This is a genomic window from Comamonas sp., assembly GCF_036643215.1.
Lineage (GTDB): Bacteria > Pseudomonadota > Gammaproteobacteria > Burkholderiales > Burkholderiaceae_C > Comamonas.
This window is the reverse complement of the sequence record NZ_JAVXSJ010000007.1, coordinates 126,179-151,021: the sequence shown is the minus strand read 5'-3', so window position 1 is coordinate 151,021 and position 24,843 is coordinate 126,179. Positions and strand designations below refer to the sequence as shown.

Here is a 24,843-nt window from a genome sequence, read left to right as displayed (position 1 = left end):
ATCCATCCAGATCTTGCCGTCGCGGTCGGACATCGAGGGAACAACAGGGCTCATATAGCCATCCTCTAATGGGTTGTCAGTGGTCGCCGCCGCGGGTTGAGCGGATGGCGCTTGTCTCCTGAGGCAACCATTCTAGAGGGAGGTTTACGTCGGCGTCTGGGTGCTTGTATCAGGTGCGTTCTGGGCTGCATCATCCGTTTGCTGAGGGCGCTGCAGCTCCCACTTCATCAGACGACCATTGACAAACTCGCAGGTCACGGATGAGTTGGTGCCGTCGGTCCAGCGATAGATTTCAGGCGACTGGCCTTCTTCGGACAGTCGCTGGCCTAGCGAACGCGTCATGGCAATCACATGTACCAGCGCGACCTTGGGCCTGAGCTTGACGTTGAGCATCACGGCGCTGCCCACATAGCCAATGGGGCGGTTTGAGGCCTTCTTCATGATGGACATCAGGCGTGTGAAGTGCAGCAGCCCCCACATGATGATGCCGCCGGCCACGGCTGCAACGCCGGGCCAGCTAGCGGACTGATAGGCCGCGATCATCAGCACGATCAAGCCAATGGGAACAAAAATATTGCGCAAATTCATGGGCTTATTGTCTTACGAGGGGGCGGTCCGGCGCTTGCGGACAGTGCGTATGCCCGTGCGACCTGGTCAATTCAAAGATTCATCAAAAACAATAGCTGCTAGCGCTATTGAATGAAGCATTTCAAGTCATTCATGGGTTGATTTACATGAAAGACAAGCGCAAGCAGCTATCAAAAAAGTATCAACCAATGCCCCGCACGATGTTCATGGCTTCGTCCACGCGCTCTACGGCATGAATAGTCAGGCCGGGAATGGGCTTCTTGGGTGTATTGGCCTTGGGGACAACAGCGACAGTGAATCCTAACTTTGCAGCCTCCTTTAAGCGCTCCTGCCCGCGTGGGGCGGGGCGCACTTCGCCAGCCAAGCCGACTTCGCCAAAGGCGATAAATCCTTTGGGTAGTGCCTTGCCGCGCAAGCTGGAAGTGATTGCTAGCATCACTGCCAAGTCAGCTGCAGGCTCATTGATGCGAACACCACCCACGGCATTGACGAATACATCCTGATCGGCACAAGCCACGCCCGCATGGCGGTTCAGCACGGCCAGCAGCATGGCCAGTCGGTCCTTGTCCAAACCCACAGACAGCCTGCGGGCCTGCGGGCCGCCTTGGTCGACCAGTGCCTGAATCTCTACCAGCAGCGGGCGTGTGCCTTCCAGCGTCACCATCACGCAGCTGCCGGGCACGGGCTCGCTGTGCTGGCTTAAAAAGATGGCGCTGGGATTGGTCACGCCCTTGAGGCCTTTTTCCGTCATGGCGAAGACGCCAATCTCGTTGACGGCTCCAAAGCGGTTCTTGATGGCGCGCACCAGGCGGAAATTGCTGTGCGTGTCGCCCTCAAAGTACAGCACCGAGTCCACCATGTGTTCCAGCACGCGGGGGCCGGCCAGCGCGCCGTCCTTGGTCACGTGGCCCACCAGAATGATGGTGATGCCCGTGGTCTTGGCCGCACGCGTCAGGTGCGCTGCACATTCGCGGACCTGGGCCACAGAGCCGGGGGCGGACGAGAGCTGGTCCGAATACACGGTCTGAATCGAGTCGATCACCACCACGGCGGGCTGGGTGGCTTCTACGGTCGCCAGAATTTTTTCCAGCTGAATTTCGGCCAGCACATTGACCTGACTGTTATCCAGCCCCAGCCGACGTGATCGCAGCGCCACCTGTGCGCCGCTTTCCTCGCCCGTCACATACAGCGTGGGCAGGCCAATGCGGTGCAAAGCATCCATGGCTTGCAAAAGAAGTGTGGACTTACCTATTCCAGGGTCTCCGCCAATCAAGACCACGCCACCTTCGACCACGCCACCGCCCAGCACGCGGTCCAGCTCCTCAATACCACTGGGGGTGCGGGCAACGTCTTGTGCCTCGATGGCCGATAGCGGGGTGACCGGCTGGGCATTGGCCAGACCTGCATAGCCTTGCGGTTGGCTCAGCCGGTTTTTGCCGCCCGATGCGGACTCGGCCACGGTCTCGATCAGCGTGTTCCAGGCGCCGCAGCTGGGGCATTTTCCCAACCAGCGCGGGCTGCTGCCGCCGCAGGCATTGCAGGTGAAAGTGGTTTTCTCTTTGGCCATGGGCGGCAACTATACCGATAGCCTTGTGCCCCAATTGCCAGCCTGCAATGCTAAGCGGGCGACAAATTAAAGAGCAAATAACCATGAAAGAAGAAGATTTTTATAACTTCTTCGCATGAGGCCAGTATTTGCGCTACAATTCACTCATCGACACAGACACTGTGTTGCTAACAAATTACCGCGCGATGGAGCAGTCTGGTAGCTCGTTGGGCTCATAACCCAAAGGTCGGAGGTTCAAATCCTTCTCGCGCAACCATCAAAAAAGCCTTCTGGAAACAGAAGGCTTTTTTCGTTGTGGCGGTGAAAAGCCGCCACAACCTAATCCAGAGATACCGAGGAAGCGCCGCCGCGCACCGAGGGTGTCGTCCCCCTCCGGAGCGAAGCTCCAGAGAGGGGGAAGCGGCGAAGCCGCTCAGGGGGAGCTTACGGATACAAACCGCGCATCTCACGGGCGTGAAGGATGCGCTTGCAGGCCACGATGAAGGTGGCGGTGCGCAGCGACACCTTGTTTTCCTGCGCCACGGCCCAGACGCCGGCAAAGGCTTCTTGCATGATGCGCACCAGGCGGGCGTTGATCTCGTCCTCGCTCCAGAAGAAGCTGGAGAAATCCTGCACCCACTCAAAGTAGCTCACGGTCACGCCGCCGGCGTTGGCAATCACGTCGGGCAGCACCAGTACGCCCTTGCCAGTCAGGATGTCATCGGCCTCGGGAGTGGTGGGGCCGTTGGCGCCTTCGATCACCAGCTTGGCCTTGATCTGGTCTGCGTTGTCCTTGGTGATCTGGCTTTCCAGTGCCGCAGGGATCAGGATTTCGCAATCCACGCCCCAGAAGGCCTGGTTGTCGATGCTTTCGCCGCCGCTGAAGCCGCCCACGCCGCCGTTCTTCTGCACATGCTCCAGCAGTGCATTCACATCAAAGCCTGCAGCGTTGTAGATGCTGCCGGTGTGATCTTGCACGGCCACGACCTTGGCACCCGCCTCGGCAAACAGCTTGCCGGCGGTACCGCCCACATTGCCAAAGCCTTGCACTGCCACGCGTGCGCCCTGAATGCTCAGGCCGCTGAGCTTGGCTGCTTCAATACCTACGGTAAACACGCCGCGGCCCGTGGCTTCCACACGGCCCAGCGAGCCGCCCAAGTCCACTGGCTTGCCCGTGACCACGCCTGTGGCCGTAGCGCCGGTGTTCATGGAGTAGGTGTCCATCATCCAGGCCATGATCTGGCCGTTGGTGTTCACGTCAGGGGCCGGAATGTCCTTGGATGGGCCAATCAGCAGGCCGATTTCGCTGGTGTAGCGGCGCGTCAGGCGCTCCAGCTCACCCTTAGACAAGGTGCGCGGATCAACACGGATACCGCCCTTGGCACCGCCGTAAGGCACGTTGACCGCCGCGTTTTTGATGCTCATCCAGGCCGACAGCGCCATTACTTCCGACAGCGTCACATCCTGGTGAAAGCGCACGCCGCCCTTGCCGGGACCGCGGCTCAGGTTGTGTTGCACGCGGTAGCCTTCAAAGTGGGCGATGGTGCCGTTGTCCATCTCGATGGGCACGTCCACGATCAGGATGCGCTTGGGGCGCTTGAGTGTTTCCACCCAGCGGGCCAGCGAACCGAGATAGGGAGTGACCCGATCTACCTGCTGAAGGTAGTTACCCCAGGGGCCGATATGGTCGGAGTTGAGGTAAGAGGGCAGAGCGTGCGCCGAGAAGGGCGCGGAAGAGTCTTTGGCTTGCATGGTGAATGCCTAGTTGACTGAATGTGAGCAAGTACTTTGTGAGTCCTTGCTATCTGGGCTTTCAAGTGTGCGCGTGGCGGGTTTTTCTGTCCAAGGCTTGATGCGAACTGTTCTATGCGTTTTGTGCATAACTGCGTAAAAGGTCAGAATCCTCGGTCAAAAGTGCTGGATTTACGACATGGAAATACGAAATTTGCCATCATCACCCCATGTCTGAAAACAAAGATAGCCATAGCGGCTGGAACGGCCCCGCGCCATTTGCCAACACTCCGCCTATCGGGCTTGCCCCTGAATTGCAGGCGCAAGAAGACGTGCTGCCTGACTGGAATACGCTGTGGCCCGATCTGCCCGAAGACAGCTACGCGGCGGCCGATGCGCTGTGGTGGTCGCGCAAGCTGGGCAAGCCGCAGGCGCTGGGCGCTGATGTGGCGCCGCTGATGGCTGATGAGTTTGATGCCCGTGCCGTGCAAAGCGCACTGGCCCGCACCTGGGGCTGGTGGCCTGCTGACCGTGCACCGCGCTACTGGAAGTCCGGCGGCCCCAGCCGCAATGCTGCGCTGCTGCATGTGCCCCTGCCCGAGAACGGCATTCACCAAGGCGTGGCGCTGGCACCCGTGCCAGAAGCCGTCTTCAATATACGCGGTGCCGAGGCAGAAATCGCCCTGCGCATTGGTCGGGACATCAGTGCCGAACAAGCTGCCGCACTTGATTACGACAGTGCGCTGGCGCTGGTGGATGGCGTGACCGTCGCTGTGGAATGGGTCGATGTGCGCTGGCGCGATGGCCTCAAAGCCCCGGCGCTGGCCTTGTTGGCAGACGGCCAGTGCCACGGCGGGCTGGTGCTGGGCGAATGGCTGCCTGCATCCACCATCACCGGGCGTGACTGGGCCAAGCAGTTGTGTACCGTGAGCGTGAATGGCGGCGAGCCGCAGCGCTTTACCGGCACGCACAGTCTGGGCGACCCCGCCTGGCTACTGCTGGACTGGCTGCAGCATGTGGCGCGTGAATACGGCAGCGTGCCCGCTGGCACGGTGGTGACCACCGGCACCTGGTGCGGCTGCATGCCGCTCAACGCCGGTGACCGTTTTGAGATGCAGTTTGAAGGTCTGGGCCAGCTGGGCTGGCAGTTCTGATCTGCAAAAACAAGAGCGGCTAGCGCCTGTCGAATAAGAGTTTTAGATGCATTTAAATCTGAAACCCATCAACAGCATACGCTAGCCGCTTTTGTTTTAAGAGCGATTGCCCTGCTGCGCTTACTTCACCTTGATCTTGTCCATTGCAGGCGCACCGGGCGGGTACTTCAGATCCAGATTGTTCAGTACCTCGCGGAGCATGGTGGCAATCATCAGGTTGCGGTGCGTTTTTGAATCGGCGGGCACGATGGTCCACGGCGCCCAGGGCGTGTGTGTGGCGGCCAGCAGCTTTTCGTAGGCCTGCTGGTAGTCATCCCACTGGGAGCGCACTTTCAGGTCGCTTTCATCAAACTTCCAGTGCTTGCACGGGTCATCCAGACGCTCTTGCAGGCGCTGGCGCTGCTCGTCTTTGCTGATGTGCAGCATGAACTTGAAGACGATGGTCCCCGTCTCGCTGAGCATGCGCTCGAAGTCGTTGATCTGGGCGTAGCGCTGTGCCTGCTGCTCGGGTGTGATGAAGCCGTTGACCACGGGCACGAGCACATCCTCGTACTGACTGCGGTTGAAGACCACTACCTCACCGGCACCGGGCACCTGCTGGTGAATGCGCCACAGATAGTCGTGCGCCTTTTCCACCTCGGTCGGCGCTTTCCAGCCCACGGTGCGCACGCCCAGCGGCGTCATCTGGCCGAATACGCCGCGCAGCGTGCCGTCCTTACCTGCTGCATCCATGCCTTGCAAAATGACCAGCAGTTTGAAGTTGCGGTCGGCATAAAAAATGTTCTGCAGACCGTCTAGCTCCTTGGCCAGCTGAGCCGCAGTGTCCTTGTCGTGCTGCTTGCCTTTATTGGCTGAAAAGGGTTTGGCTGCGGGGTCAAAATTTTGCAGATTGACAGGCGGGGGCTCTGCGGAGAGGCGACTGTCGCGCGGCTCGCCCGGTTGCCATTGCTGCCAGAGCTTGCGCAGCGCTTTGTTTTGAATCTCGAACGGATAGACGCTGTGTGCAGTCGGCGCTACGACCAGCGCTGCTGCCGAAGTTTTTGTCGGAACTTTTGCTGCGGGCTTGGGTGGCGCTTTGCGGGCTGATTGAGCGGTTGGTTTAGCGACTGATTTAGCGGCCGGTTTTTTGACGGCAGGCGCTGCAGGTGCGGCGGTCTTGGCTGCGTCTACAGATTCACTCGTAGGAAAGGGCAGGCTGGGTTTAGAGGGCTGACGGGGCATACGAAAAACTCCTGTTCAGTGCGAAGGTTCAGTTCGGGTGGATGCTATGAAATATCTAGCTGCAAGCGCTTAAATATTCAGTGCTAAAGCCATTTTTGCCTGTAAACCGGTTCTGTCCATGTCAGTCTTTCCCTGCTTCGCGTTCGCGCAAAAGCTGCACAAAACGCCGCGCGGCAAGGCCTTGTGTGCGTTCTTTGGACCAGACCCAGTCTACAAACAAGGTCGTGCCATTGCTGAGGTTTTGCACCGGTATTTCCATCAACGCACCGGCGCTGATTTGCGCCTCTATCAGCCCCTTGGGCAGCCAGCCCCATGCCATGCCCGCACCGATGAGCGACAGCGCTGCCTGATGGCTGTCTGTGCGCCACAACTGGCGGGCAAATACAAAGCGTGGGTCGGTCTGCTGCGGGTCGCGGCTGGCGACCAGAACCTGCCGTGTGGCGGCTAGTTGCTCTACTGACAGGCGGGCCTGCGGGCCATGCTCGGCCAGTGCCTGCTGCCAGGGGGCGAATTGGGGCGACATCACGGCCACGAGTGTCTCGCGTCCCATTTCCTGAAAGCCCTCGCGGCCATCCATGGCCGGGCGCTCAAAGACCAGCGCCAGGTGGGCGCGGCCTGCGTGCAGCAGCTCCAGCGCATCGGTCTGCGGGGCGGCCAGCACCTCGATCGCAAGGGCCGGAAATTCCTGCACCAACTGGTTCAGCGGCTCGCTCCAATGCGTGGACAAAAGCTCTGGCGCAATGGCCAGCGTCAGCCGCTCCTCCAGCCCCGCGTGCAGGGCTTGTGCCTGCCAGTTCAGCAGCTGCAACTGCTCGGCCAGCAGACGGGCCTGCGGCTCCAGCGCGCGGGCGGCGGCGGTGGGCACAGGCTCGCGGCCACGGCGGTCAAACAGTTGCAAATCCAGCTCGGCTTCCAGCTGGGCAATGGCCATGCTGATGGCGGATGGCACGCGCCCCAGCTTGCGGGCGGCGGCGGAAAACGAGCCTTCATCAAGCACGGCAAGAAACAGGGGAACCTGATCGGCGGTGAATGGCATGGCGTTATCTGTCAGAAAAATTGAAAGGAGATGACTTTTATCTTCAGTTTTCAGAACATACACTGCAGTCCATGTCTCAACAAGCCTCCGCGATGGCATCCGCTTCTTCTTCTGCCGCTCACACTGTTCATTCTTCTTCGGCTGTGCCCCGCAAGGCCACCGGCCTGCAAGGCGCCAAGCGCCGCATCATCTATGTGTCTCTGTACGAGGCGATTGCCATCGCCGTCTCCAGTCTGATCTTTATTGCCATAGGCCAGAAGGCCAGCGACTCCGGCATCATGGCCGTGGCCGCATCGGTGATTGCGATCTGCTGGAACCTGAGTTTCAACCACCTGTTTGAAAAGTGGGAAGCGCGCCAGACTGTCAAGGGCCGCTCCGTGCTGCGCCGCGTGGTGCATGCCATCGGTTTTGAAGGCGGTATTGCCGCCATGCTGATCCCGCTGATGGCCTGGTGGTTCAACATCACGCTGTGGGAAGCTGCGGTGATGGAAGCCGGCCTGCTGGTGTTTTTCATGGTCTACACCTTTGCCTTCAACTGGGCGTTTGACCGCCTGTTTGGTCTGCCCGCATCAGCACAGGCACTGACACAGTAAATTTGTATTGAATAGGCCTCTAGCGCTTGTCCATCAAGCGCAGGCAGCTATAAAAAAAGCGTGTTCCCGGTTGTCGAGAACACGCTTTTTTGTGGACGAAGCCCGTGGCTATCAGCGCAGCAGGCTGAGCATGCCCTGCAGCAGGAAGGCGTTGATGATGTCGATAAAGAACGCGCCGACCAGCGGCACGATCAGGAAGGCCTTGTGCGATGGGCCGTACTGATTGGTAATGGCCTGCATATTGGCCACGGCCGTGGGTGTTGCACCCATGCCAAAGCCGCAGTGGCCGGCGGCCAGCACGGCTGCGTCGTAGTTCTTGCCCATAACACGGAAGGTCACGAAGACCGCATACAGCGCCATGACGACGGTTTGCGCGGCCAGAATAATCATCAGCGGGCCAGCCAGGTCAGTCAGCTCCCACAGCTTGAGCGAGAGCAAGGCAATGGCCAGGTAGATGGACAGTGCAGCGTTGCCGAACACGTCGATGGCGCGGTCAAAGACCTTGAAGCCGAACACATAGTCCAGCACGTTGCGGATGACCACTCCACCGCCCAGTGCCCAGACAAAGGTGGGCAGCTGAACGGCTGTGCCCTTGGTCAGGCCAGTCATGAACTCGGCAAAGGCCAGGCAGGCGGCAAACAGAGCCAGCGTTTCCACAGCGGCATCGGCCGTAATCAGGCGCGGTGCGTTGCTGGGGGATTCGAAGTTGGCCACCTCGCTGCCTTCGCTCACAGTGGGGGAAGCGTCGCGCAGCTGCTCGGACTCGGTCAGCGGCTGGGCCAGCTGGTTGCGGGTGATGAGGCGCTTGGCCAGCGGGCCGCCCAGCAGGCCGCCAATGACCAGACCAAAGGTGGCGCAGGCAATACCCAGCGTGGTGGCGCCGGTCAGGCCGTACTGGCTCTCCAGCACCGAACCCCACGCGCCGGCTGTGCCGTGGCCGCCCACCAGCGTGATGGAGCCTGCGACCAGACCAATCAGCGGATCAAGCCCCAGCAGCGAAGCCAGGCCTACGCCGACGATGTTCTGCACCGTAATGAAGACAACAATCACGCCCAGGAAGATGAACAAGCCCGAGCCGCCTTCACGCAGCTTGCTGAAGTTGGCGCTCAGGCCAATGGACGAGAAAAACACCAGCATGAAGGCCGATTGCAGGCTGCCCTCAAAGCTCAGAGACAGGCCCGTGATCTGGTGCAGGGCGAAGATGGTGGCCGCCACCAGCAGGCCGCCAGAGACGGGCTCTGGGATGTTGAAGTCACGCAGAAAGCGGATGTGCCGTGTCATGAGCTTGCCAAGCAGCAAGACCAGCACGGCCATGATGAGTGTGTAGTACGCGCCGAAGGTCACGTTCATAAAAATCTCCAGAGAATTTCACGCGGCGACTGGGTGAGCTGCCTGAGCGGCGGGCGCAAACGTCTGTGCGTGGGTGAGCACGATGGCCAGCCACCTGAAGGTGATGGTGCCAAGGTCTCAAAAATACGGACTGTCGGTACTTGTCCCGTCATAGCGACAGCGGGGCTGCAAATGCAGTTATCGGCGCCAGTTGGAACGTCGTGCGCGTCGCATGTGGGCGCGCACCATACCCGAAATATGCTTGAAATGAGATGCCTGCATTCGTAGTTGACGAAATCACCTTATGCGCTGCTGATTTTTCGAGGGCAAATGCTTACATCTGGTATAGCAGCGCGTGACAAGACAAGGCGAAGCAAGCTGCTTTGGAGTCATGATTCAGCGCCTCGCCTTAGAATGACGGGCTTCGCCCCGAGGAGCGCTGCAGCTTGTCATCTTCATGCATGACCTGTCAGGCTCGGGGCTGCAGATCCTGCATGCGATCTGCCCGTATGTGCAACGGCGCTCACCTGTTTTCGATTCTGTTTCTGGTTTTCTCACAGGTGAGCTGATGTCTGCTGCTGTTCCCGCTACTGCTGTTTCTTCCGTGCCCCCCATGCGCCTGTCGGGCCTGGAGCCCGTCTTCATTGGCGAGGACACGCTGTTCGTCAACGTGGGCGAACGCACCAACGTCACCGGCTCCAAAGCCTTTGCGCGCCTGATCCTGAACGAGCAGTACGAAGAAGCGCTTGCGGTGGCCCGCCAGCAGGTGGAAAACGGCGCTCAGGTCATCGACGTGAACATGGACGAGGCCATGCTGGACAGCAAGGCCGCCATGGTGCGCTTTCTGAACCTGATCGCCTCCGAGCCCGATATCGCCCGCGTGCCCATCATGGTGGACAGCTCCAAGTGGGAAGTGATTGAAGCCGGTCTGCGCTGCATCCAGGGCAAGGGCATCGTCAACTCCATCTCCATGAAGGAAGGCGTTGACGAGTTCAAGAAGCACGCCAAGCTGGTCAAGCGCTACGGCGCCGCTGCCGTGGTGATGGCGTTTGACGAAAAGGGTCAGGCTGACACCTTTGCCCGCAAGATCGAAATTTGCGAGCGTGCTTATCGCATCCTGGTGGACGAGGTGGGCTTTCCGCCCGAAGACATCATTTTCGATCCGAACATTTTTGCGGTCGCCACGGGCATTGAAGAGCACAACAACTACGGCGTGGACTTCATCGAATCCGTGCGCTGGATCAAGCAAAACCTGCCGGGTGCCAAGGTGAGCGGTGGCGTGTCCAATGTGTCCTTCTCCTTCCGCGGCAACGACCCGGTGCGCGAAGCCATCCACACCGTGTTCCTGTACCACGCGATTGCTGCGGGCATGGACATGGGTATCGTCAATGCCGGCATGGTGGGCGTGTACGACGACCTGGACCCCGTGCTGCGCGAACGCGTGGAAGACGTGGTGCTGAACCGCCGCCCCGATGCGGGCGAGCGCCTGGTGGAAGTGGCCGACACCGCCAAGAGTGGTGCCAAGGACGAGAGCAAGAAGCTGGAATGGCGCGGCACGCCCGACCATCCCAAGACCGTGGGCGAGCGCCTGAGCCATGCGCTGGTGCACGGCATTACCGACTTCATCACCGAAGACACGGAAGAGGCTTACCAGCAGATCGTGGTGCAAGGCGGTGGTCGCCCGCTGCACGTGATTGAAGGCCCGCTGATGGACGGCATGAACGTGGTCGGCGACCTGTTCGGCGCGGGCAAAATGTTCCTGCCGCAGGTGGTCAAATCGGCCCGCGTGATGAAACAGGCCGTGGCCCACCTCGTGCCCTACATCGAAGAAGAAAAGCGCCAGCAAGAAGCGGCGGGCATGGACGTGACCAGCCGCGGCAAGATCGTGATCGCCACCGTCAAGGGCGACGTGCACGACATCGGCAAGAACATCGTTACCGTGGTCTTGCAGTGCAATAACTTCGAAGTCATCAACATGGGCGTGATGGTGCCCTGCCACGAGATTCTGGCGCGTGCCAAGGCTGAGGGCGCGGACATCATCGGCTTGTCTGGCCTGATCACGCCCAGCCTGGAAGAGATGCAATACGTGGCTGGCGAGATGCACAAGGACGACTACTTCCGCATCAAGAAGATTCCGCTGTTGATCGGCGGCGCCACCTGCTCGCGCGTGCACACGGCTGTGAAGATTGCGCCCAAGTACGAAGGCCCGGTGCTGTACGTGCCCGATGCCTCACGCAGCGTGAGCGTGGCCACCAGCCTGCTGGGTGAGAACAAGGACAGCTATCTGGCCGAAGTCGAAGCCGACTACGACAAGGTGCGCACTCAGCACGCCAACAAAAAGAAAACACCGCTCTGGACGCTGGCGCAAATCCGCGCCAATGCCACTGTGGTTAACCACGCACCGGTGGTACCGCGCACCATGGGCCGCCGCGTGTTCAAGAACTTTGACCTGGCCGAGATCGCCCAGTACATCGACTGGGGCCCGTTCTTCCAGACCTGGGATCTGGCAGGCCCTTATCCCGCCATCCTTGATGATGAGATCGTGGGCGAGCAAGCGCGCAATGTGCAGGCCGATGCCAAGGCCATGCTCAAGAAAATCATCGAAGGCCGCTGGTTGCAGGCCAATGGCGTGATGGGCTTGTTCCCTGCCAACCGCGTGGGCGACGACATTGAGTTCTACACCGACGAGTCGCGCAGCGAAGTGCTGATGACCTGGTACGGCATGCGCCAGCAAACGGAAAAGCAGATGGTGGACGGAGTGATGCGCCCCAGCCGTTGCCTGAGCGATTTTGTGGCCACCAAGGAATCAGGCATCAAAGACTACGCAGGCCTGTTCGCTGTGACTGCAGGCATTGGTGCAGAGAAGAAGGACAAGGAATTTGAAGCCGCGCTGGATGACTACAGCGGCATCATGTTCAAGGCCCTGGCTGACCGCTTGGCCGAAGCCTTTGCCGAATGCCTGCACCAGCGCGTGCGCAAGGATTTGTGGGGCTACGCCGAAGATGAAACCCTCAGCAACGAGGAACTCATCAAAGAGCAGTACAAGGGCATTCGCCCCGCTCCCGGCTACCCCGCCTGCCCCGACCACACGGCCAAGATCGATCTGTTCAAGGCGCTACAGGCCGACGACATCGGCATGACGCTGACTGAGAGTCTGGCGATGAACCCTGCATCGAGCGTGAGCGGCTTCTATATCGGCAACCCTGAGGCGGTGTACTTCAACGTGGGCCAGATTGGTGAAGACCAGCTGGCCGATATGGCTGAGCGTCGAGGCATGGATATTGAGGAACTGCGCCGCTTCCTGGCGCCAAACTTGGGTTAATCCGCCGAAGTTTTTTCCGACCATCAAAGGCCACGCATTGCGTGGCCTTTTTTGTTCATTGTGCAGGGCATGGGCTTGCGCAGAAAGCGGTGGGCGCGCCGCTAGCTTTTGGAGAAGAGCTGCTGCCATTGCTCTTCGCCCAGGTCGCAGTGATGGAAGACCAGAGGGGTCAAAGACGTCGGCGGTGTAGGGACGCTGCCGCCAAGCGTGCATGTAAAAAACTGACGGCTTTCCGCTCCTGCGCTGGGTAGAGTGTTTTGCGAGCTCGCGCTCACACCGCTGCGTCTTTGCAGCCTCCAGACCCAGATGGGTGCAGAGAGGTTCAGGCGTTTCTTTCACGACTGCTATCCGACCCATGAGCTCAACCTCTTCTCATCTCACCGTGCTGGAAGCCAGCAACTGGATCAATGGTCAGCGCAGCACCAAAGGTGCACGAAAAAACTCCATCAACCCGGCAACCTACGACGTAATTGGACATTACCCCGACGATGGCCTGGATGCTGCACAGCAGGCCGTCATTGCGGCGAAAGCGGCATTTAGAGAGTCTGCCTGGGCGCATGACAATGAACTGCGTTCTATCGTGCTGGAGCAGCTGGCGCAGGCGTTTGAACGCAACCGTGACCGCCTTCTAGAGGTGCTGGCGCTGGAGAACGGCAAGGTCAAGGGCGAAGCCGCTTTTGAGATTGACATGGTGCCCAGCAAGCTGCGCTATGCCTCGGCCAATGCGCGCCTGGAAGGGGGTCGTGTGGTGACGCCAAAGCCCGGCAGCATCTCCATGATCCTGAAGCAACCCATGGGCGTGGCTGCGGTGATTGCTCCGTGGAATTCGCCCGTGGTGCTGACCATCCGCTCGCTGGCGCCTGCATTGGCGGCAGGTTGCACCACGGTGATCAAGTTGCCGAGCCAGGTAGCACAAACTGCCAGTCTGATGGCCGAGATCATGGCTGAGTCCAAGGACCTGCCCAAGGGCGTGATCAACCTGTTTTTTGAAAGTGGCCCGGAGGGCTCCTCCTATTTGGTTGAGACGCCCGATGTGCAGGCCGTGAGCTTCACCGGCTCCACCCGCACAGGCCGCGCCATCAGCGCGACGGGGGCGGTACACCTGAAGCGATTTGGCATGGAGCTGGGTGGCAAGACGCCGATGATCGTGTTTGAGGATGCGGGCCTGGACGAGGCCCTGCCGACGATTGAGAAAGCCCTGACGGTGTTTGGAGGCCAGTTCTGCATGACGGGCTCGCGCTTGCTGGTGCAGGACACGGTATACGACATCGTGCGTGACCGCATGGCCGAGAGGCTGCGCAATGTCAAACCCGGTCCGGCCTCGGATTCTGAAAGTGACATGGGACCGCTGATTGACCGCTCCAATGTGGAGCGCGTAGATCGCGTGGTCGAGGCTGCGCTGGCTGCTGGTGCCAAAGCCATTGTGCGCGGCGGCCCGATCACCGAGGGGCCGTTGTCCAAAGGTGCTTTCTTCCGCCCAGCTCTGCTGGAGGTGTATGACAACAAGCTGCCGATCATCCAGGAGGAAACCTTCGGTCCGGTGCTGAGTATTCAGCGCTTCAGCACAGAATCACAGGCACTGGAATTGGCCAATGACAACGAATACGGTTTGGCGGCCAGCGTGTGGACGCGTGATGTGGAGCGTTCTTTGCGCATGGCACAAGGGCTGGATGCTGGCTCAGTCTGGATCAATGATTGGGCCAAGGTGTACGACGGCACCGAGGAAGGTGGCTTCAAGCAATCAGGCCTGGGCCGCCTCAACGGATTGGCCGCGATAGAAGACTTCATTGAATACAAGCATGTTGCGCTGAAGACAGGGCTGAACAAATAGCAGATGCAGGGTCTGCGGATCTGAGGAGCTGTCTCTGACAGAGGTTGACAATTCATGCGGGCGAGTCTGTCTCGCACTGGATTTAGAGTGTGCGTTTGATTTTTATTCACTGGTTCTAAGGAGTCGAGATGACACAAGGCACGGATTTGATCGCTAATGCGCTGAAAACCAAGCATCCCAAGGATGTGCTGCAGGCCTTCCTGGTCAACAGCGGCAAGGAAACCGTCAAGCACGCCGCTGAGGCGCTGGTGGCGGAAGATGCGGTCTATATTTCGCTCAATTTTGAGAACCCCGAGCTGGAGCAGATCGAGCCCTGGACTGGCACGCGCAAAGGCCGCCAGATTTACATCGATACCTTCTCCAACGTGGGTACTTATTGGGAAGTGAATGACTTTCAGATCACCGATCTGATCAGCGAAGGTGAGACGGTGGCGGTGTTCGGTCAGTTCACCTACACGTCGGTAGAAATCGGTCACCGCTTCACTTCGCCATTGGCCATCAAGGCCACGGTCAAGGACGGCCTGATCACCTTCTTCCAGTTTATGGAAGATACCTACGCTTCGGCACGCTCCTTCCGTAAGAGCGGCAGCTGGGAAATTCAGAACAACGGGCGCACCATCACGGTGGGGTGAGCTTCGCTCATGCGCATGTGAAAAAGGCAGGCCTCGGGCCTGCTTTTTTTATTCTCTTGCAAGCTTTTGCTAATGCCGTTGGGTCTGTGCTCGGCTGTCTGGATGCGCCAAGTTGCACCGCTGTGGTCGTTGCGCTGGCATGAGTGATTTCATGCAGTTTTTAGCTGAAACCCAATAATGGCAAGCGCTGTAAGCTATTGATTCAGTAGCGATTTCATGCGCCTTAACATTTCCTCGGCCGGTTTGCGATTGGCATGAAACATGCTTTCTATCTGCTCAAAGCAAACAAGCAGGGAGGAAGCGCATGGAATTGGTGCCATTGACTGCCATAGACAAGGCAGATACCGGATGGGTGATGGTCTCGTCAGCATTGGTGCTGCTGATGACTTTGCCGGGCATCGCCTTGTTTTATGCGGGGCTGGTGCGCCGCAAAAATGTGGTCAACACCATGGTTGCCATTTTTGCCGTGGCCTGTGTCGTGACACTGACCTGGTTTGGTCTGGGTTACTCGCTGGCGTTCACTGCGGATTCGCTTTGGCTGGGCAATCTGAGCCGAGCCTGGTTTACGGCTTTGCACTTTGACGGCAAGCGCAATCTGATCTCCGTCAGCCATCTGGCCCCACACCTTCCTGAAGCCGCCTATGCCCTGTTTCAGGCGGCCTTTGCCATCATCACTACATCGCTGATTGTGGGCGCCGTGGTGGAGCGAATGCGCTTTGCTGCATTGCTGTTGTTTGCTGCGCTGTGGAGCGTGCTGGTTTATGCACCGATTGCGCACTGGGTGTGGGAGAGCGGGGGCTGGCTGAACCAATTGGGTGCACTGGACTTTGCAGGCGGTGCCGTGGTGCATGTGAATGCCGGTGTGGCGGCGCTGGTATGCGCCTTCATGCTGGGCCGCAGGCGCGGCTATGGGATGGAAGCATTTGAGCCCAATAGTCTGGGCTGGACGGCGATGGGAACGGCCCTGTTGTTGTTTGGCTGGTTTGGTTTCAACGCAGGCTCGGCACTATCAGCGGATGGGCGTGCGGCACTTGCCTTTGTGGTCACGCTGGTGGCTGCCTCAGCAGGTGGGCTGGCATGGTTGCTGGTCGAATGGCTGATGCGCGGTGCTCCCACCTTGCTGGGCCTGCTCTCGGGCATGGTCGCTGGGCTGGTGGCCATTACTCCGGCTGCTGGCTTTGTGCAGGTGGGCAGTGCGGTGTGGATTGGTCTGATTGCTGGCGCGGTTTGCTTCTGGGGTGCGACCTGGCTCAAGCGTCGTTTAGGCGCTGATGACTCGCTGGACGTGTTTGGCGTGCATGGCGTGGGCGGCATCGCTGGCTCGATCTTGACGGCAGTGTTTGCAGACCCCTTGATTGCGGGCACCGGCACCACCGTGCTCAACCAGTTGATTGCTGTGCTGGCCATAGCGGCTTACAGCGCTGCAGGCACGGCTGTGATCTTGCTGCTGATTCGTGTGCTGATACCGCTGAGAGTGGACAACGTGCAGGAAATAGAAGGGCTGGATATTAGTTTGCATCTGGAGCGCCAGCACTAAATTTGATGGAAGGAGGGCGTATGGAGGACAGCGAAAGAGTGGCCATCGCAGCGCACCTGCATGTGGTGCTGCGTCGCAAGACTGGCCGCGTGACCGATACCGAGTGGATGGCCTGTAACCAGCCTTATGCGCAGGCTATGGTGGAGTTCGCTAGGCACCATGCGAGAGCGCGTCAGGATGGAGAGCTGGAGCGACTGGCGCAGCGGCTGGAGGAAAGCTGGACGGCCCCCAAGCCTCGACCGGCATCTTCACCGCCAGCAGAGGATTCTGTCGCTATGAAGGCTGCCGACATACTGCGCACATCGGCGCGTTATATCGGCGGGCTGCGCTGAGCGGTTGAGTGCAACAAAGCACAAGGCCAGCATTGCCGCTGGCCTTGCATGAGTTGTGCGCCGAACTGCCGTTAGCCGATGTTGATCAGGCGCAAAGCGCTATAAAAAGGAATGGCTCACTTGGCCTTTAGTTCAGCAATATAGGCCTCGCGTGCTTTCACTCCATCAGCGGTGAAATCGGTGAAGACACCGTCTATGCCCAGGCGGTAGTACGCAAGGTATTCCTGTATGGGCTCGCCCTTGAAGATGCCGGCCAGACGGCTGGCTTCGCTGCGGAAGGTGAAGCTGTGCACTACCAAGCCTGCTTTGTGGGCATTGGCAATCAGACCAGTGTCCTTCAAGGTGTTCACATCCTTCAGGCCTGCACCGTCTTTGTAGGGGACGACCGAGTGCGCGATGACCTGAGGCTTCCACGGGCCGATGCCATCGGCATAGGTTTTGATCTCTGCCAGTCCTGCAGGGGTCTGCATGACGGCAAAGGTGCGTGCATCACCGGCCAGTGTCCAGCTGTAGGGGCGACCGCTGATGAAGGTCCACTCGTCGTTGGTGATGTAGCCGACGGAGCCATCCTTGAAGTTGTAGTCATTGCCGTCAATGAGTTGCACGCCCTTGGCCTTCATGCCCGCTTTGCGCAGGTACTTCAGGCTGTCGGGGTCAAAGCTCTGGATGTAGATGGGCGCATCCGGGGTATTGAACCTGTTTTGCTCCAGCAATGCCATCACGGCATCTTCAAACGGGTGGCTGCCCGTGCCGCAGCTGTTGGCGATGGCCTGCTGGTTGTTCCAGTACGGATTTTTGGTCTCTGCATAGACAGAGATGGTGCGGCCTGCGGCCTTGCCTTTGGCTGCTGCGATGTCGATCACATCCTGAGCGCTGATCAGCGGCAGCTTGCCATTCCATTCGGTGGGGCGGTCGGCGCGGTTATCCAGTGTGGTGCCGCCCAGCAGCGTACGCAGCTCATGCAGGGTGAAGTCGGAGATGGACCAGTCGCCGGTGTGATCTTCCCCATCGACGACCAGGGGCTGGAGCACAGACTTCTGGTTGCTCGGGTTGATCAGGTCACTGAGATATTGCGCGGGGCCGTTCTCGGGTGTGGCGGGGTACTTCACGTTGACCAACACGCCAGGGGTGGTGCGCTTGCGTGCGGCGACATAGGAATTGATCTTTGCGACGTCGGCGATATTGGTGCTATCGCTCAGCCAGGCGTTGTGGCGCGCCACCAGAAAACAGTCACGGGTCATGTGCATGTCCAGCTCGATCATGTCAGCGCCCGCATCAATGGCTTTCTCATACGCCATCTGGGTCTGCTCGGGGTACAGGCCCGAGTAGCCCCGGTGGGCGATGACCTGAGGCTGCTTTCCGTCCAGTGTCAAAAACTGCGGCTTAGGCTCTGGTTTGATGGCTGAGCCCCCATTTCCGCCACCGCCGCAGGCTGTCAAGGCAAGCGCAGCAAGCAAGATGAGAGCGGGGGAGGCGGGATGGTTTGGGGTCATGGATGCAATCATGGGTGAGAGGCCTTTGATGCTTGCGGCGTTGTATGAATCCTGAGTGACAGCACCTGAAAACACAAGTGGGAGCATGGCGGAGCCATGCCCCACTTGTGTTGTTCAGAATGAGGCCTCAAAGGCCCAGTTTTTTCGCGACGTAGTCAGCGTCCTTGTCGCCGCGACCTGACAGGTTGACGAGGATGTGCTGATCCTTGCCCAGCTTGGGGGCTTCGCGCATGGCCCAGGCCACGGCGTGTGCGCTTTCCAGCGCGGGGATGATGCCTTCCACGCGCGACAGCGTCATGAATGCATTCAGGCATTCCTGATCGTTCACAGACTGGTAGTCCACGCGGCCGATATCCTTGAGATAGCTGTGCTGCGGGCCCACGCCGGGGTAGTCCAGACCGGAGGCAATGCTGTGCACAGCAGCGGGCGTGCCATCGCCGTTTTCCAGCACATAGCACTTCATGCCGTGAATTTCGCCGGGTTTGCCCATGGTGAGGGTGGCTGCATGGCGGCCGGGTTTGTCCACGCCTTCGCCAGCAGGCTCTACGCCGACCAGATGCACGGCTTCATCCTTGAGGAAGGCCGTGAAGATGCCCATGGCGTTGCTGCCGCCGCCTACGCAGGCCGCCACATGGTTGGGCAGCTTGTCATGCTTGTGCAGGAATTGCTCGCGTGCCTCGCGGCCGACGATGGACTGGAAGTCGCGCACCATCATGGGGAAAGGGTGAGGGCCGACCACAGAGCCAATGGCATAGATGGTGTTGACGGGGTCTTGCAGATAGACCTCAAAGGCGCTGTCCACCGCTTCCTTGAGGGTTGCTGCGCCGCGTGTGACGGGCACCAGCGTGCAGCCCAGAATGCGCATCTTGGTGACGTTGGGGTGCTCTTTTTCGATATCCACCTGACCCATGTGAATCTCGCAGGGAATGCCAACCAGCGCGCAGGCCGTGGCAAGGGCCACGCCATGCTGGCCGGCACCGGTTTCGGCAATCACTTTTTTCTTGCCCATGAACTTGGCCAACAGCGCCTCACCCAGGCAGTGATTGATCTTGTGTGCGCCGGTGTGGTTCAGGTCTTCGCGCTTGAGGTGAATCTGCGCGCCGCCCAGTTGATCGGACAGGCGCTTGGCGTGAAAGATGGGGCTGGGGCGGCCCACATAGTCGGCAAACAGCGAGGCCAGCTCATCCTGAAAATCTTTGCGCTTGACGATCTCTTCGTAGGCTGCAGAAATTTCATCCATGCACTTCTTCAGATCGGGCGGCACCAGCTGGCCGCCATAAGGGCCGAAGAAGCCGCTGGCATCAGGCATGGCCTGTGGGTTGAGAGTCATGACTTGTCTCCTTGTATGTTTTGCAGCAAAGCTGCATTCATAGCACACAGTGGGCCAAACGCACGTGCAGGCAAGCCCGAATGGAGTCCCAGTGAAATAGGCTTGCAGCCCTTTATTGGAAAGCGCCGACAGCTATTGTTTTGATATTTTCAGAGCCAATGTCTTTGGCTGAAACACAATAGAGACATGAAAGCCAGCTCTGCCCGCGACATTGTTTTTACCCACGCTCTGGAAACTGCAGCTCCGCACGAAGCGCTGCCCACGCCAGAGCGTTGCACCGCTATCACGCAGGAATGCCTGCACGCCCAAGGCAATGCCAAAGGCAGTGGCCGCGCCGCCTTTGAGCGTTTTTTACATGAACGTGCCAAACGCGTGATTGCGGCGGCGCAGCTGCCTGCCGATATCCGCGCAGTGGCATTGCAGGGGGCAGGCGTCTCGCGCTGGATGGTGCTGGCCGTCTTGCTGGGGGCGTTTGCACTGGGCTTTGCGGGCCATGCGATTACGGATCCGCACCGTGTGGACCTGCTCTCGCCGTCGTTAATCGGCATTGTTTTGTGGAATGTGCTGGTCTATGTGCTGCTGTTGGTGAACTGGGTGCGCAGCCTTATCAAGCGCAAAAAATCGGTGGTGATGCCGCTTGAGCCCATGCAGGGCCAGACCACACAGGTAGATCAGGCTGCGGCAGCGCCCAGTGGCTGGCTGCAGAAATTGCAAGCCAAAAAATGGAGTGTTTCGCGTGGGACAGGGCTGCGGAAAATGGCGCTGAATTTTGAGCGCAACTGGTGGCAGATCAACCAGCGACCACGCCATGCGCAGTGGGCTTTGACCATCCATCTGGGCGCGGCCATGTTGGCGCTGGGTGCGCTGTCATCGCTGTGGCTGACAGGGCTGACCAACGCCTACCAGGTGGGCTGGGAAAGTACGTTTCTCTCGCCATCCGCAGTGCAGACTTGCCTGAATATTCTGTTTGCTCCCCTGCAGTATCTGCTTGGTACAGCGCCTTGGGCTCTGGCTGACGTCACGGCGCTGCAAGGCTGGGCCCCCAGTGGTGTACCTGCAGTGCCTGCAGGCTTTATGCAGTTTCTGGAGTACCCCACGGTAGGCCAGCTCTGGGTACAGCTCTACAGCCTACTGCTGGGCCTGATGGTGATTGCGCCGCGCCTTGTGCTGGCGCTGTGGCAGGGCGTCAAGGTCTGGTGGCTGAACCAGCATCTGGCTCTGCCGCTGCAGCAGCCCTATTTTCAAAAGCTGCAGCGCGACTGGGCGGGGCGTGCCACCGCCTTGCAAGTACAGCCCTATAGCCTGGATATCACGCCCGAGCGCGAGGCTGCTTTGCACAGCCATGTTGCACAAAACTATGGTGCGGGTGCTCAGCTCACAGTGCTGCCCGCGCTGGCTTATGGATCGCCTTTGTCCGTTGCATCGAATGGCAATGCTCAGCAAGTGCTGTTGTTGAACTTAGCGGCCACGCCTGAGGTGGAAATTCACGGTGCCCTTCTGGCGCAGGTGCTTAACCTCTGGGGGCCGCAGACCGATGTCTGGCTGTGGGCTGCAGACTTTCGCGCCCGCAACACGGGTGCCCCGGCGCGGGTGCAGGAGCGGGAGCAGCTGTGGAAAGAATTTGTACGCAGCGCCGGCCTGAATGCCACCCTGGTGCCTGCTGTAGGAGTTTGAGATGACTGACGGCAATATTCTGGTTCTGGGAGACAACAGCATTCAGTGGTGCCTGCTTTCGCACACCAATATCGGAAAAACCACGCTGACGCGAACCCTGATGGCGGACGATGTGGGTGAGATTGCTGATGCCGCCCATGTGACCAGTCAATCCAAACGCTACCTGCTGCAAAAAACGCAGCAAAACGATGAGCTCTGGCTGTGGGATACACCGGGTTTTGGTGATTCGGTCAGGCTGTACGAACGCTTGCGGCAGCAGGGTAATCCGCTGGGCTGGTTCCTCAGCAATGTCTGGGACCGCTGGCGTGACAAACCGTTTTATCTGAGCCAGCGAGCATTGCTTGCAGCGCGCGACCATGCGGATGTGATGCTGTATCTCGTCAATGCTGCAGAAGACCCGGCGGATGCGGGTTACTGGAGTGCCGAGATGAATATTCTGGCTTGGCTGAACAAGCCAGTCATTGTGCTTCTCAATCAGGTTGGCAGCGACACCACGCAAGCGCAGACGCTGCAGGATTTGCAGCGATGGAAGAAGGCGACGCAAAGCTTTCAGACCGTGGTGCGTGATGTTTTGGTGCTGGATGCCTTTACGCGCAGCTGGTGGCATGAGCGCAAGATGATGCAGAGCATCACGCCGCTGCTGCCGCAGGCCAAACAACCTGCCTATCAGCGCTTGCTGGATCAGCGTGCCCTGCAGCAACAGCAGCGCGAGCAGGCCAACCTTGAGGTCATGGCCGCGCAATTGCTGGCTGCGGCCCGCTTGCATGAACAACTGGAGCCTGAACAAGGGAAGCTGCTGGAGCGTGCCTGGCAGAGTCTGAGCCAGCTCACCAGCAAGCTGGGAAAGACGGCTGCAGATGAAGACAGTTTGAGCGGACCCGCCAAAGCGGCGGTGCAACGCTTGATGCAGAAGCTGCGCCAAGCCGATGTGCAGGCCACTCAGCGCCTGCTTGAGATTCATCAGCTTGACGGCCAAACCGCGAGTCAGATACAGGAGCAGCTACGTAGCCAGCTGAAGATCAATAAGCCCGTAGATGCACAGGCGGCTAGCCTGTGGGGTGCACTGACGGCAGGCGCAGCCACAGGCTTGGGTGCTGACTTGATGGCCGGTGGCTTGACGCTGGGCGCCGGTGCCTTGGTGGGCGCACTGGTCGGTGCCATCACTTTTGGTGGTGCGGCATGGGGTGCGAACAAAATGTTCGATCAGGAAAAGCAGAGTTTTCAGCTCTCGGCGGACTATCTGAACGCCACGGTGAGTCAGGTGCTGCTCAAGTACCTGCTGGTCTCGCATTTTGGCCGTGGCCGGGGCCGCTACACCAGTCCGGCAGCGCCGCAGCAGTGGAGCGATCTGACGCAGACCGTAGTTCAGTCACAGGCTGAACAATGGGCGGCAATCTGGACGCTGGCGCGTGATGACGCAGGTGCTGAATCAGCGACAGAAACGACAACCGAAACAGTGACGGAGGTGCAGCGCGCCACGCATGATCTGTTGCAGCAAAGCTTGCAGCAGATCATGACCAAGCTCTACCCCATGCTGAGTGATGAGGATGCGTTTAAAGGCGAAGAAAGCGCACCGTAAAACGCGCTCCGCCGCGATCTGAAGTATCGGCACTGACATTGCCGCCTTGCGAGGTGACCAAGGCTTTGACGATGGAAAGGCCCAGTCCCGAACCTTCTCTGCGGCGCTTTCCCGGGGCCTGCGCAAAGCGCTGGAAGGGGTGGGCCTGAAGGTCTGCGTCAAGGCCAGGCCCGGCATCGCTGACGCTGAGTGTGACCCAGTGCCGGCCTTGTTGATCGGGCTCGGCGTAGACCTGAATGCCCAGCCAGTGGCCGCTGCTGGCGTGGCGCAGCACATTGCCGATCAGGTTGGTGGTGATCTGGCGCAGTCGGTCTGCATCGGCGCGAATGTCCGTGCTGCCGTCACCGTCCTGCATGGGAAGGTCCAGCGACAAAGCCATGTCGAACTTTTGCAGCTGCGGGTGCAGTTCTTCCACCACCTCGCCAACCAGCGTTGCCAGGTCAATGCGCTCTTTGCGCAGGGACAGCTGCCCTGCATCAGCCATGGAGAGGGTGTGCAGATCGCCCACCAGTCGGCCTAGATGCTCAACCTGGGCCAGCAGCATCTTCATCTCAGATTGGCTGGTGTCGATCACACCGTCGCAGATGGCATGCAGCCTTGCCTGCAGAACGGTCAGGGGGGTGCGTAGTTCGTGAGAGATAGATGCTGTCGTGGCCAGTCGTTCAGCTTCAAATGACTCCAGCGAATCGACCATGCCATTGAAGGCGTCGATCATCTCTGCCATCTCACCATGGGCATTGCCTTTGACTGCGCGGTAGCCCAGTTCGCCACGCTTTACATGGGTGGCGACTTCGACCATGGAGGCCAGTGGGCTGGTGATGCGCCGCGAAATCCAGAATCCCATGGCCATGCCGAAGGGCAGGCTCACAGCAAGACCGATCACCAGAGACCATTTCTCTCCAAAAAGGCGGTCGCCTTCCCAGTATTCAGAATAGATTTGTAAGGCTCTGGGGCTGTCTTCCAGGTCGTGAGACTTCAGTGTTTCCAGCTCGGCCTTGATGGGGCTTGGCAGGTGGCGGTAGAACTCCCGGTACTGCAGCTCAGAAAACGCCAGTACGCCAATGGCCAGAGAGGCAATGGCCAGCAGGACCGCAGCAGTGATCCACAGGCCAAAGCGAACCCAGATGCGGTTCAGTCCCAGGGCCATAGACGGTAACCAATGCCGCGCACGGTTTCGATCAGGCCGTCCTGGCCAGCCAGTTGCAGCTTGCGCCTTAGCTTGGAGAGGTGAGAGTCGATGACGCGCTCCAGCGCATCGCTTTCAGGCAGGCAATTTTCAATCAGGTAAGAGCGTGAAAAGCAGCGCCGTGGCTGGGCGGCCAGGCAGGCCAGAAGGCGAAACTCTGTGAGAGTGAGTGACAGCGAAACAGGATTGCCCTGATCGTCATAAACGGCGGCGCTGTGGGCTTCGACATCAATTTCGATGGGGCCGACACGGAGAGGGGCTGCTACTGGTGCTGGCTTGGCCTGTGTACGGCGCAGCACGGCACGCACGCGTGCTACGACTTCGGGGGGGTTGAAGGGCTTGACCACATAGTCATCCGCCCCCATGCGCAGTGCCAGCAATTTGTCCACATCGTCAGCCAGTGCGGTGACCATGATGACCGGCACATCGCCGTCGCTGCGGATCATCTTCAGCACATCTACGCCATCGACCTTGGGGAGGTGGATGTCGAGCAGCACCAGATCGGGGCGCAACTGGCGAAAGCTCTGCAGCGCTTCTTCTCCGTCATGCGCCATGCGAATGCGCAGGCCGTCGCGTTCCAGATAAGCGCTGAGTACACCGGCGATATTGGGCTCATCCTCGACGACGAGAACCAGAGGTGTCGAAGTGGGCTGAGAAAAGCTTGTCATGGTTTTGTGTGCAGAAAAGTCATGCATCTAGCGGACCCACTGAAACTTGTTATCCAGACAT

At 59.4% G+C, this 24,843-nt stretch carries 19 protein-coding genes, 1 tRNA gene and 1 riboswitch; of the genes, 10 read left to right on the top strand and 10 right to left on the bottom strand.

Annotated features, from left to right (window positions below; genetic code table 11):
- Positions 1 to 144 precede the first annotated feature (144 nt).
- On the bottom strand, positions 145 to 588 hold the full coding sequence (locus tag RSF91_RS07405) for a glycerate kinase (protein WP_332567806.1): 444 nt from the start codon (positions 586 to 588) through the stop codon (positions 145 to 147).
- A 181-nt stretch (positions 589 to 769) separates the two neighbouring features.
- The gene (gene radA, locus RSF91_RS07400; protein WP_332567805.1) at positions 770 to 2,155 is read right to left on the bottom strand and encodes a DNA repair protein RadA; all 1,386 of its coding nucleotides are present in this window, start codon (positions 2,153 to 2,155) and stop codon (positions 770 to 772) included.
- Positions 2,156 to 2,334: 179 nt separating this feature from the next.
- Between radA and RSF91_RS07395 the strand changes: the two genes are divergently transcribed.
- A tRNA-Met gene (locus tag RSF91_RS07395) sits at positions 2,335 to 2,411 on the top strand.
- Positions 2,412 to 2,578: 167 nt separating this feature from the next.
- Here RSF91_RS07395 and RSF91_RS07390 read toward each other — a convergent pair.
- A complete protein-coding gene (locus tag RSF91_RS07390; RefSeq protein ID WP_332567804.1) occupies positions 2,579 to 3,886 on the bottom strand; it encodes a Glu/Leu/Phe/Val family dehydrogenase in 1,308 nt (435 codons plus the stop codon).
- Positions 3,887 to 4,095: 209 nt separating this feature from the next.
- Between RSF91_RS07390 and RSF91_RS07385 the strand changes: the two genes are divergently transcribed.
- Complete coding sequence (locus RSF91_RS07385; RefSeq protein ID WP_332567803.1) at positions 4,096 to 5,019, top strand: fumarylacetoacetate hydrolase family protein; 924 nt, start codon at positions 4,096 to 4,098, stop codon at positions 5,017 to 5,019.
- A 120-nt stretch (positions 5,020 to 5,139) separates the two neighbouring features.
- Here the strand turns inward: RSF91_RS07385 and RSF91_RS07380 are convergent, their stop codons facing one another.
- Complete coding sequence (locus tag RSF91_RS07380) at positions 5,140 to 6,240, bottom strand: PPK2 family polyphosphate kinase (protein WP_332567802.1); 1,101 nt, start codon at positions 6,238 to 6,240, stop codon at positions 5,140 to 5,142.
- A 121-nt stretch (positions 6,241 to 6,361) separates the two neighbouring features.
- Positions 6,362 to 7,276, bottom strand: a complete 915-nt coding sequence (locus RSF91_RS07375) for a LysR family transcriptional regulator (RefSeq protein WP_332567801.1) — start codon at positions 7,274 to 7,276, stop codon at positions 6,362 to 6,364.
- 92 nt (positions 7,277 to 7,368) lie between these two features.
- On the opposite strand from RSF91_RS07375, the gene RSF91_RS07370 reads away from it, so the two are divergent.
- The gene (locus tag RSF91_RS07370; protein ID WP_332567812.1) at positions 7,369 to 7,869 is read left to right on the top strand and encodes a PACE efflux transporter; all 501 of its coding nucleotides are present in this window, start codon (positions 7,369 to 7,371) and stop codon (positions 7,867 to 7,869) included.
- 111 nt (positions 7,870 to 7,980) lie between these two features.
- On the opposite strand, the gene gltS is transcribed toward RSF91_RS07370, so the two are convergent.
- Positions 7,981 to 9,219, bottom strand: a complete 1,239-nt coding sequence (gene gltS / locus RSF91_RS07365; RefSeq protein WP_332567800.1) for a sodium/glutamate symporter — start codon at positions 9,217 to 9,219, stop codon at positions 7,981 to 7,983.
- 404 nt (positions 9,220 to 9,623) lie between these two features.
- Positions 9,624 to 9,730, top strand: a riboswitch (S-adenosyl-L-homocysteine riboswitch).
- A gap of 36 nt (positions 9,731 to 9,766) precedes the next feature.
- On the opposite strand from gltS, the gene metH reads away from it, so the two are divergent.
- The 5 genes from metH to RSF91_RS07340 all read left to right on the top strand — a co-directional run bounded on the left by metH (position 9,767) and on the right by RSF91_RS07340 (position 16,852).
- Positions 9,767 to 12,520 (top strand): methionine synthase, encoded by a 2,754-nt coding sequence (gene metH / locus RSF91_RS07360; protein WP_332567799.1) that lies wholly within the window; start codon positions 9,767 to 9,769, stop codon positions 12,518 to 12,520.
- Between the two features lie 355 nt (positions 12,521 to 12,875).
- Complete coding sequence (locus RSF91_RS07355) at positions 12,876 to 14,351, top strand: aldehyde dehydrogenase family protein (RefSeq protein ID WP_332567798.1); 1,476 nt, start codon at positions 12,876 to 12,878, stop codon at positions 14,349 to 14,351.
- A 128-nt stretch (positions 14,352 to 14,479) separates the two neighbouring features.
- A complete protein-coding gene (locus RSF91_RS07350) occupies positions 14,480 to 14,983 on the top strand; it encodes a nuclear transport factor 2 family protein (protein WP_332567797.1) in 504 nt (167 codons plus the stop codon).
- Between the two features lie 304 nt (positions 14,984 to 15,287).
- Positions 15,288 to 16,520 carry an ammonium transporter gene (locus tag RSF91_RS07345; RefSeq protein WP_332567796.1) on the top strand — a complete coding sequence of 411 codons (1,233 nt, stop codon included), beginning with the start codon at positions 15,288 to 15,290 and terminating at the stop codon, positions 16,518 to 16,520.
- Between the two features lie 20 nt (positions 16,521 to 16,540).
- Positions 16,541 to 16,852: a hypothetical protein gene (locus RSF91_RS07340; protein ID WP_332567795.1), complete on the top strand. Its 312-nt coding sequence runs from the start codon at positions 16,541 to 16,543 to the stop codon at positions 16,850 to 16,852.
- Positions 16,853 to 16,968: 116 nt separating this feature from the next.
- Here the strand turns inward: RSF91_RS07340 and RSF91_RS07335 are convergent, their stop codons facing one another.
- Both RSF91_RS07335 and trpB read right to left on the bottom strand, forming a co-directional pair.
- The gene (locus tag RSF91_RS07335; protein ID WP_332567794.1) at positions 16,969 to 18,345 is read right to left on the bottom strand and encodes a glycerophosphodiester phosphodiesterase family protein; all 1,377 of its coding nucleotides are present in this window, start codon (positions 18,343 to 18,345) and stop codon (positions 16,969 to 16,971) included.
- Between the two features lie 127 nt (positions 18,346 to 18,472).
- A complete protein-coding gene (gene trpB, locus RSF91_RS07330) occupies positions 18,473 to 19,675 on the bottom strand; it encodes a tryptophan synthase subunit beta (protein WP_332567793.1) in 1,203 nt (400 codons plus the stop codon).
- Positions 19,676 to 19,861: 186 nt separating this feature from the next.
- Here trpB and RSF91_RS07325 point away from each other — a divergent pair, with 186 nt between their 5' ends.
- Positions 19,862 to 21,349: a DUF2868 domain-containing protein gene (locus tag RSF91_RS07325; protein WP_332567792.1), complete on the top strand. Its 1,488-nt coding sequence runs from the start codon at positions 19,862 to 19,864 to the stop codon at positions 21,347 to 21,349.
- Between the two features lies 1 nt (position 21,350).
- Positions 21,351 to 22,928, top strand: a complete 1,578-nt coding sequence (locus RSF91_RS07320; RefSeq protein WP_332567791.1) for a DUF3482 domain-containing protein — start codon at positions 21,351 to 21,353, stop codon at positions 22,926 to 22,928.
- Here RSF91_RS07320 and RSF91_RS07315 read toward each other — a convergent pair.
- Positions 22,903 to 24,075 carry a sensor histidine kinase gene (locus RSF91_RS07315; protein WP_332567790.1) on the bottom strand — a complete coding sequence of 391 codons (1,173 nt, stop codon included), beginning with the start codon at positions 24,073 to 24,075 and terminating at the stop codon, positions 22,903 to 22,905. The two genes, RSF91_RS07320 and RSF91_RS07315, sit on opposite strands and share 26 nt — an antisense overlap.
- Entirely contained in the window at positions 24,060 to 24,809 is a 750-nt protein-coding gene (locus RSF91_RS07310) for a response regulator (protein WP_442878818.1), read from the bottom strand. Before RSF91_RS07310 ends, RSF91_RS07315 begins: the two co-directional genes overlap by 16 nt.
- Between the last annotated feature and the right edge of the window lie 34 nt (positions 24,810 to 24,843).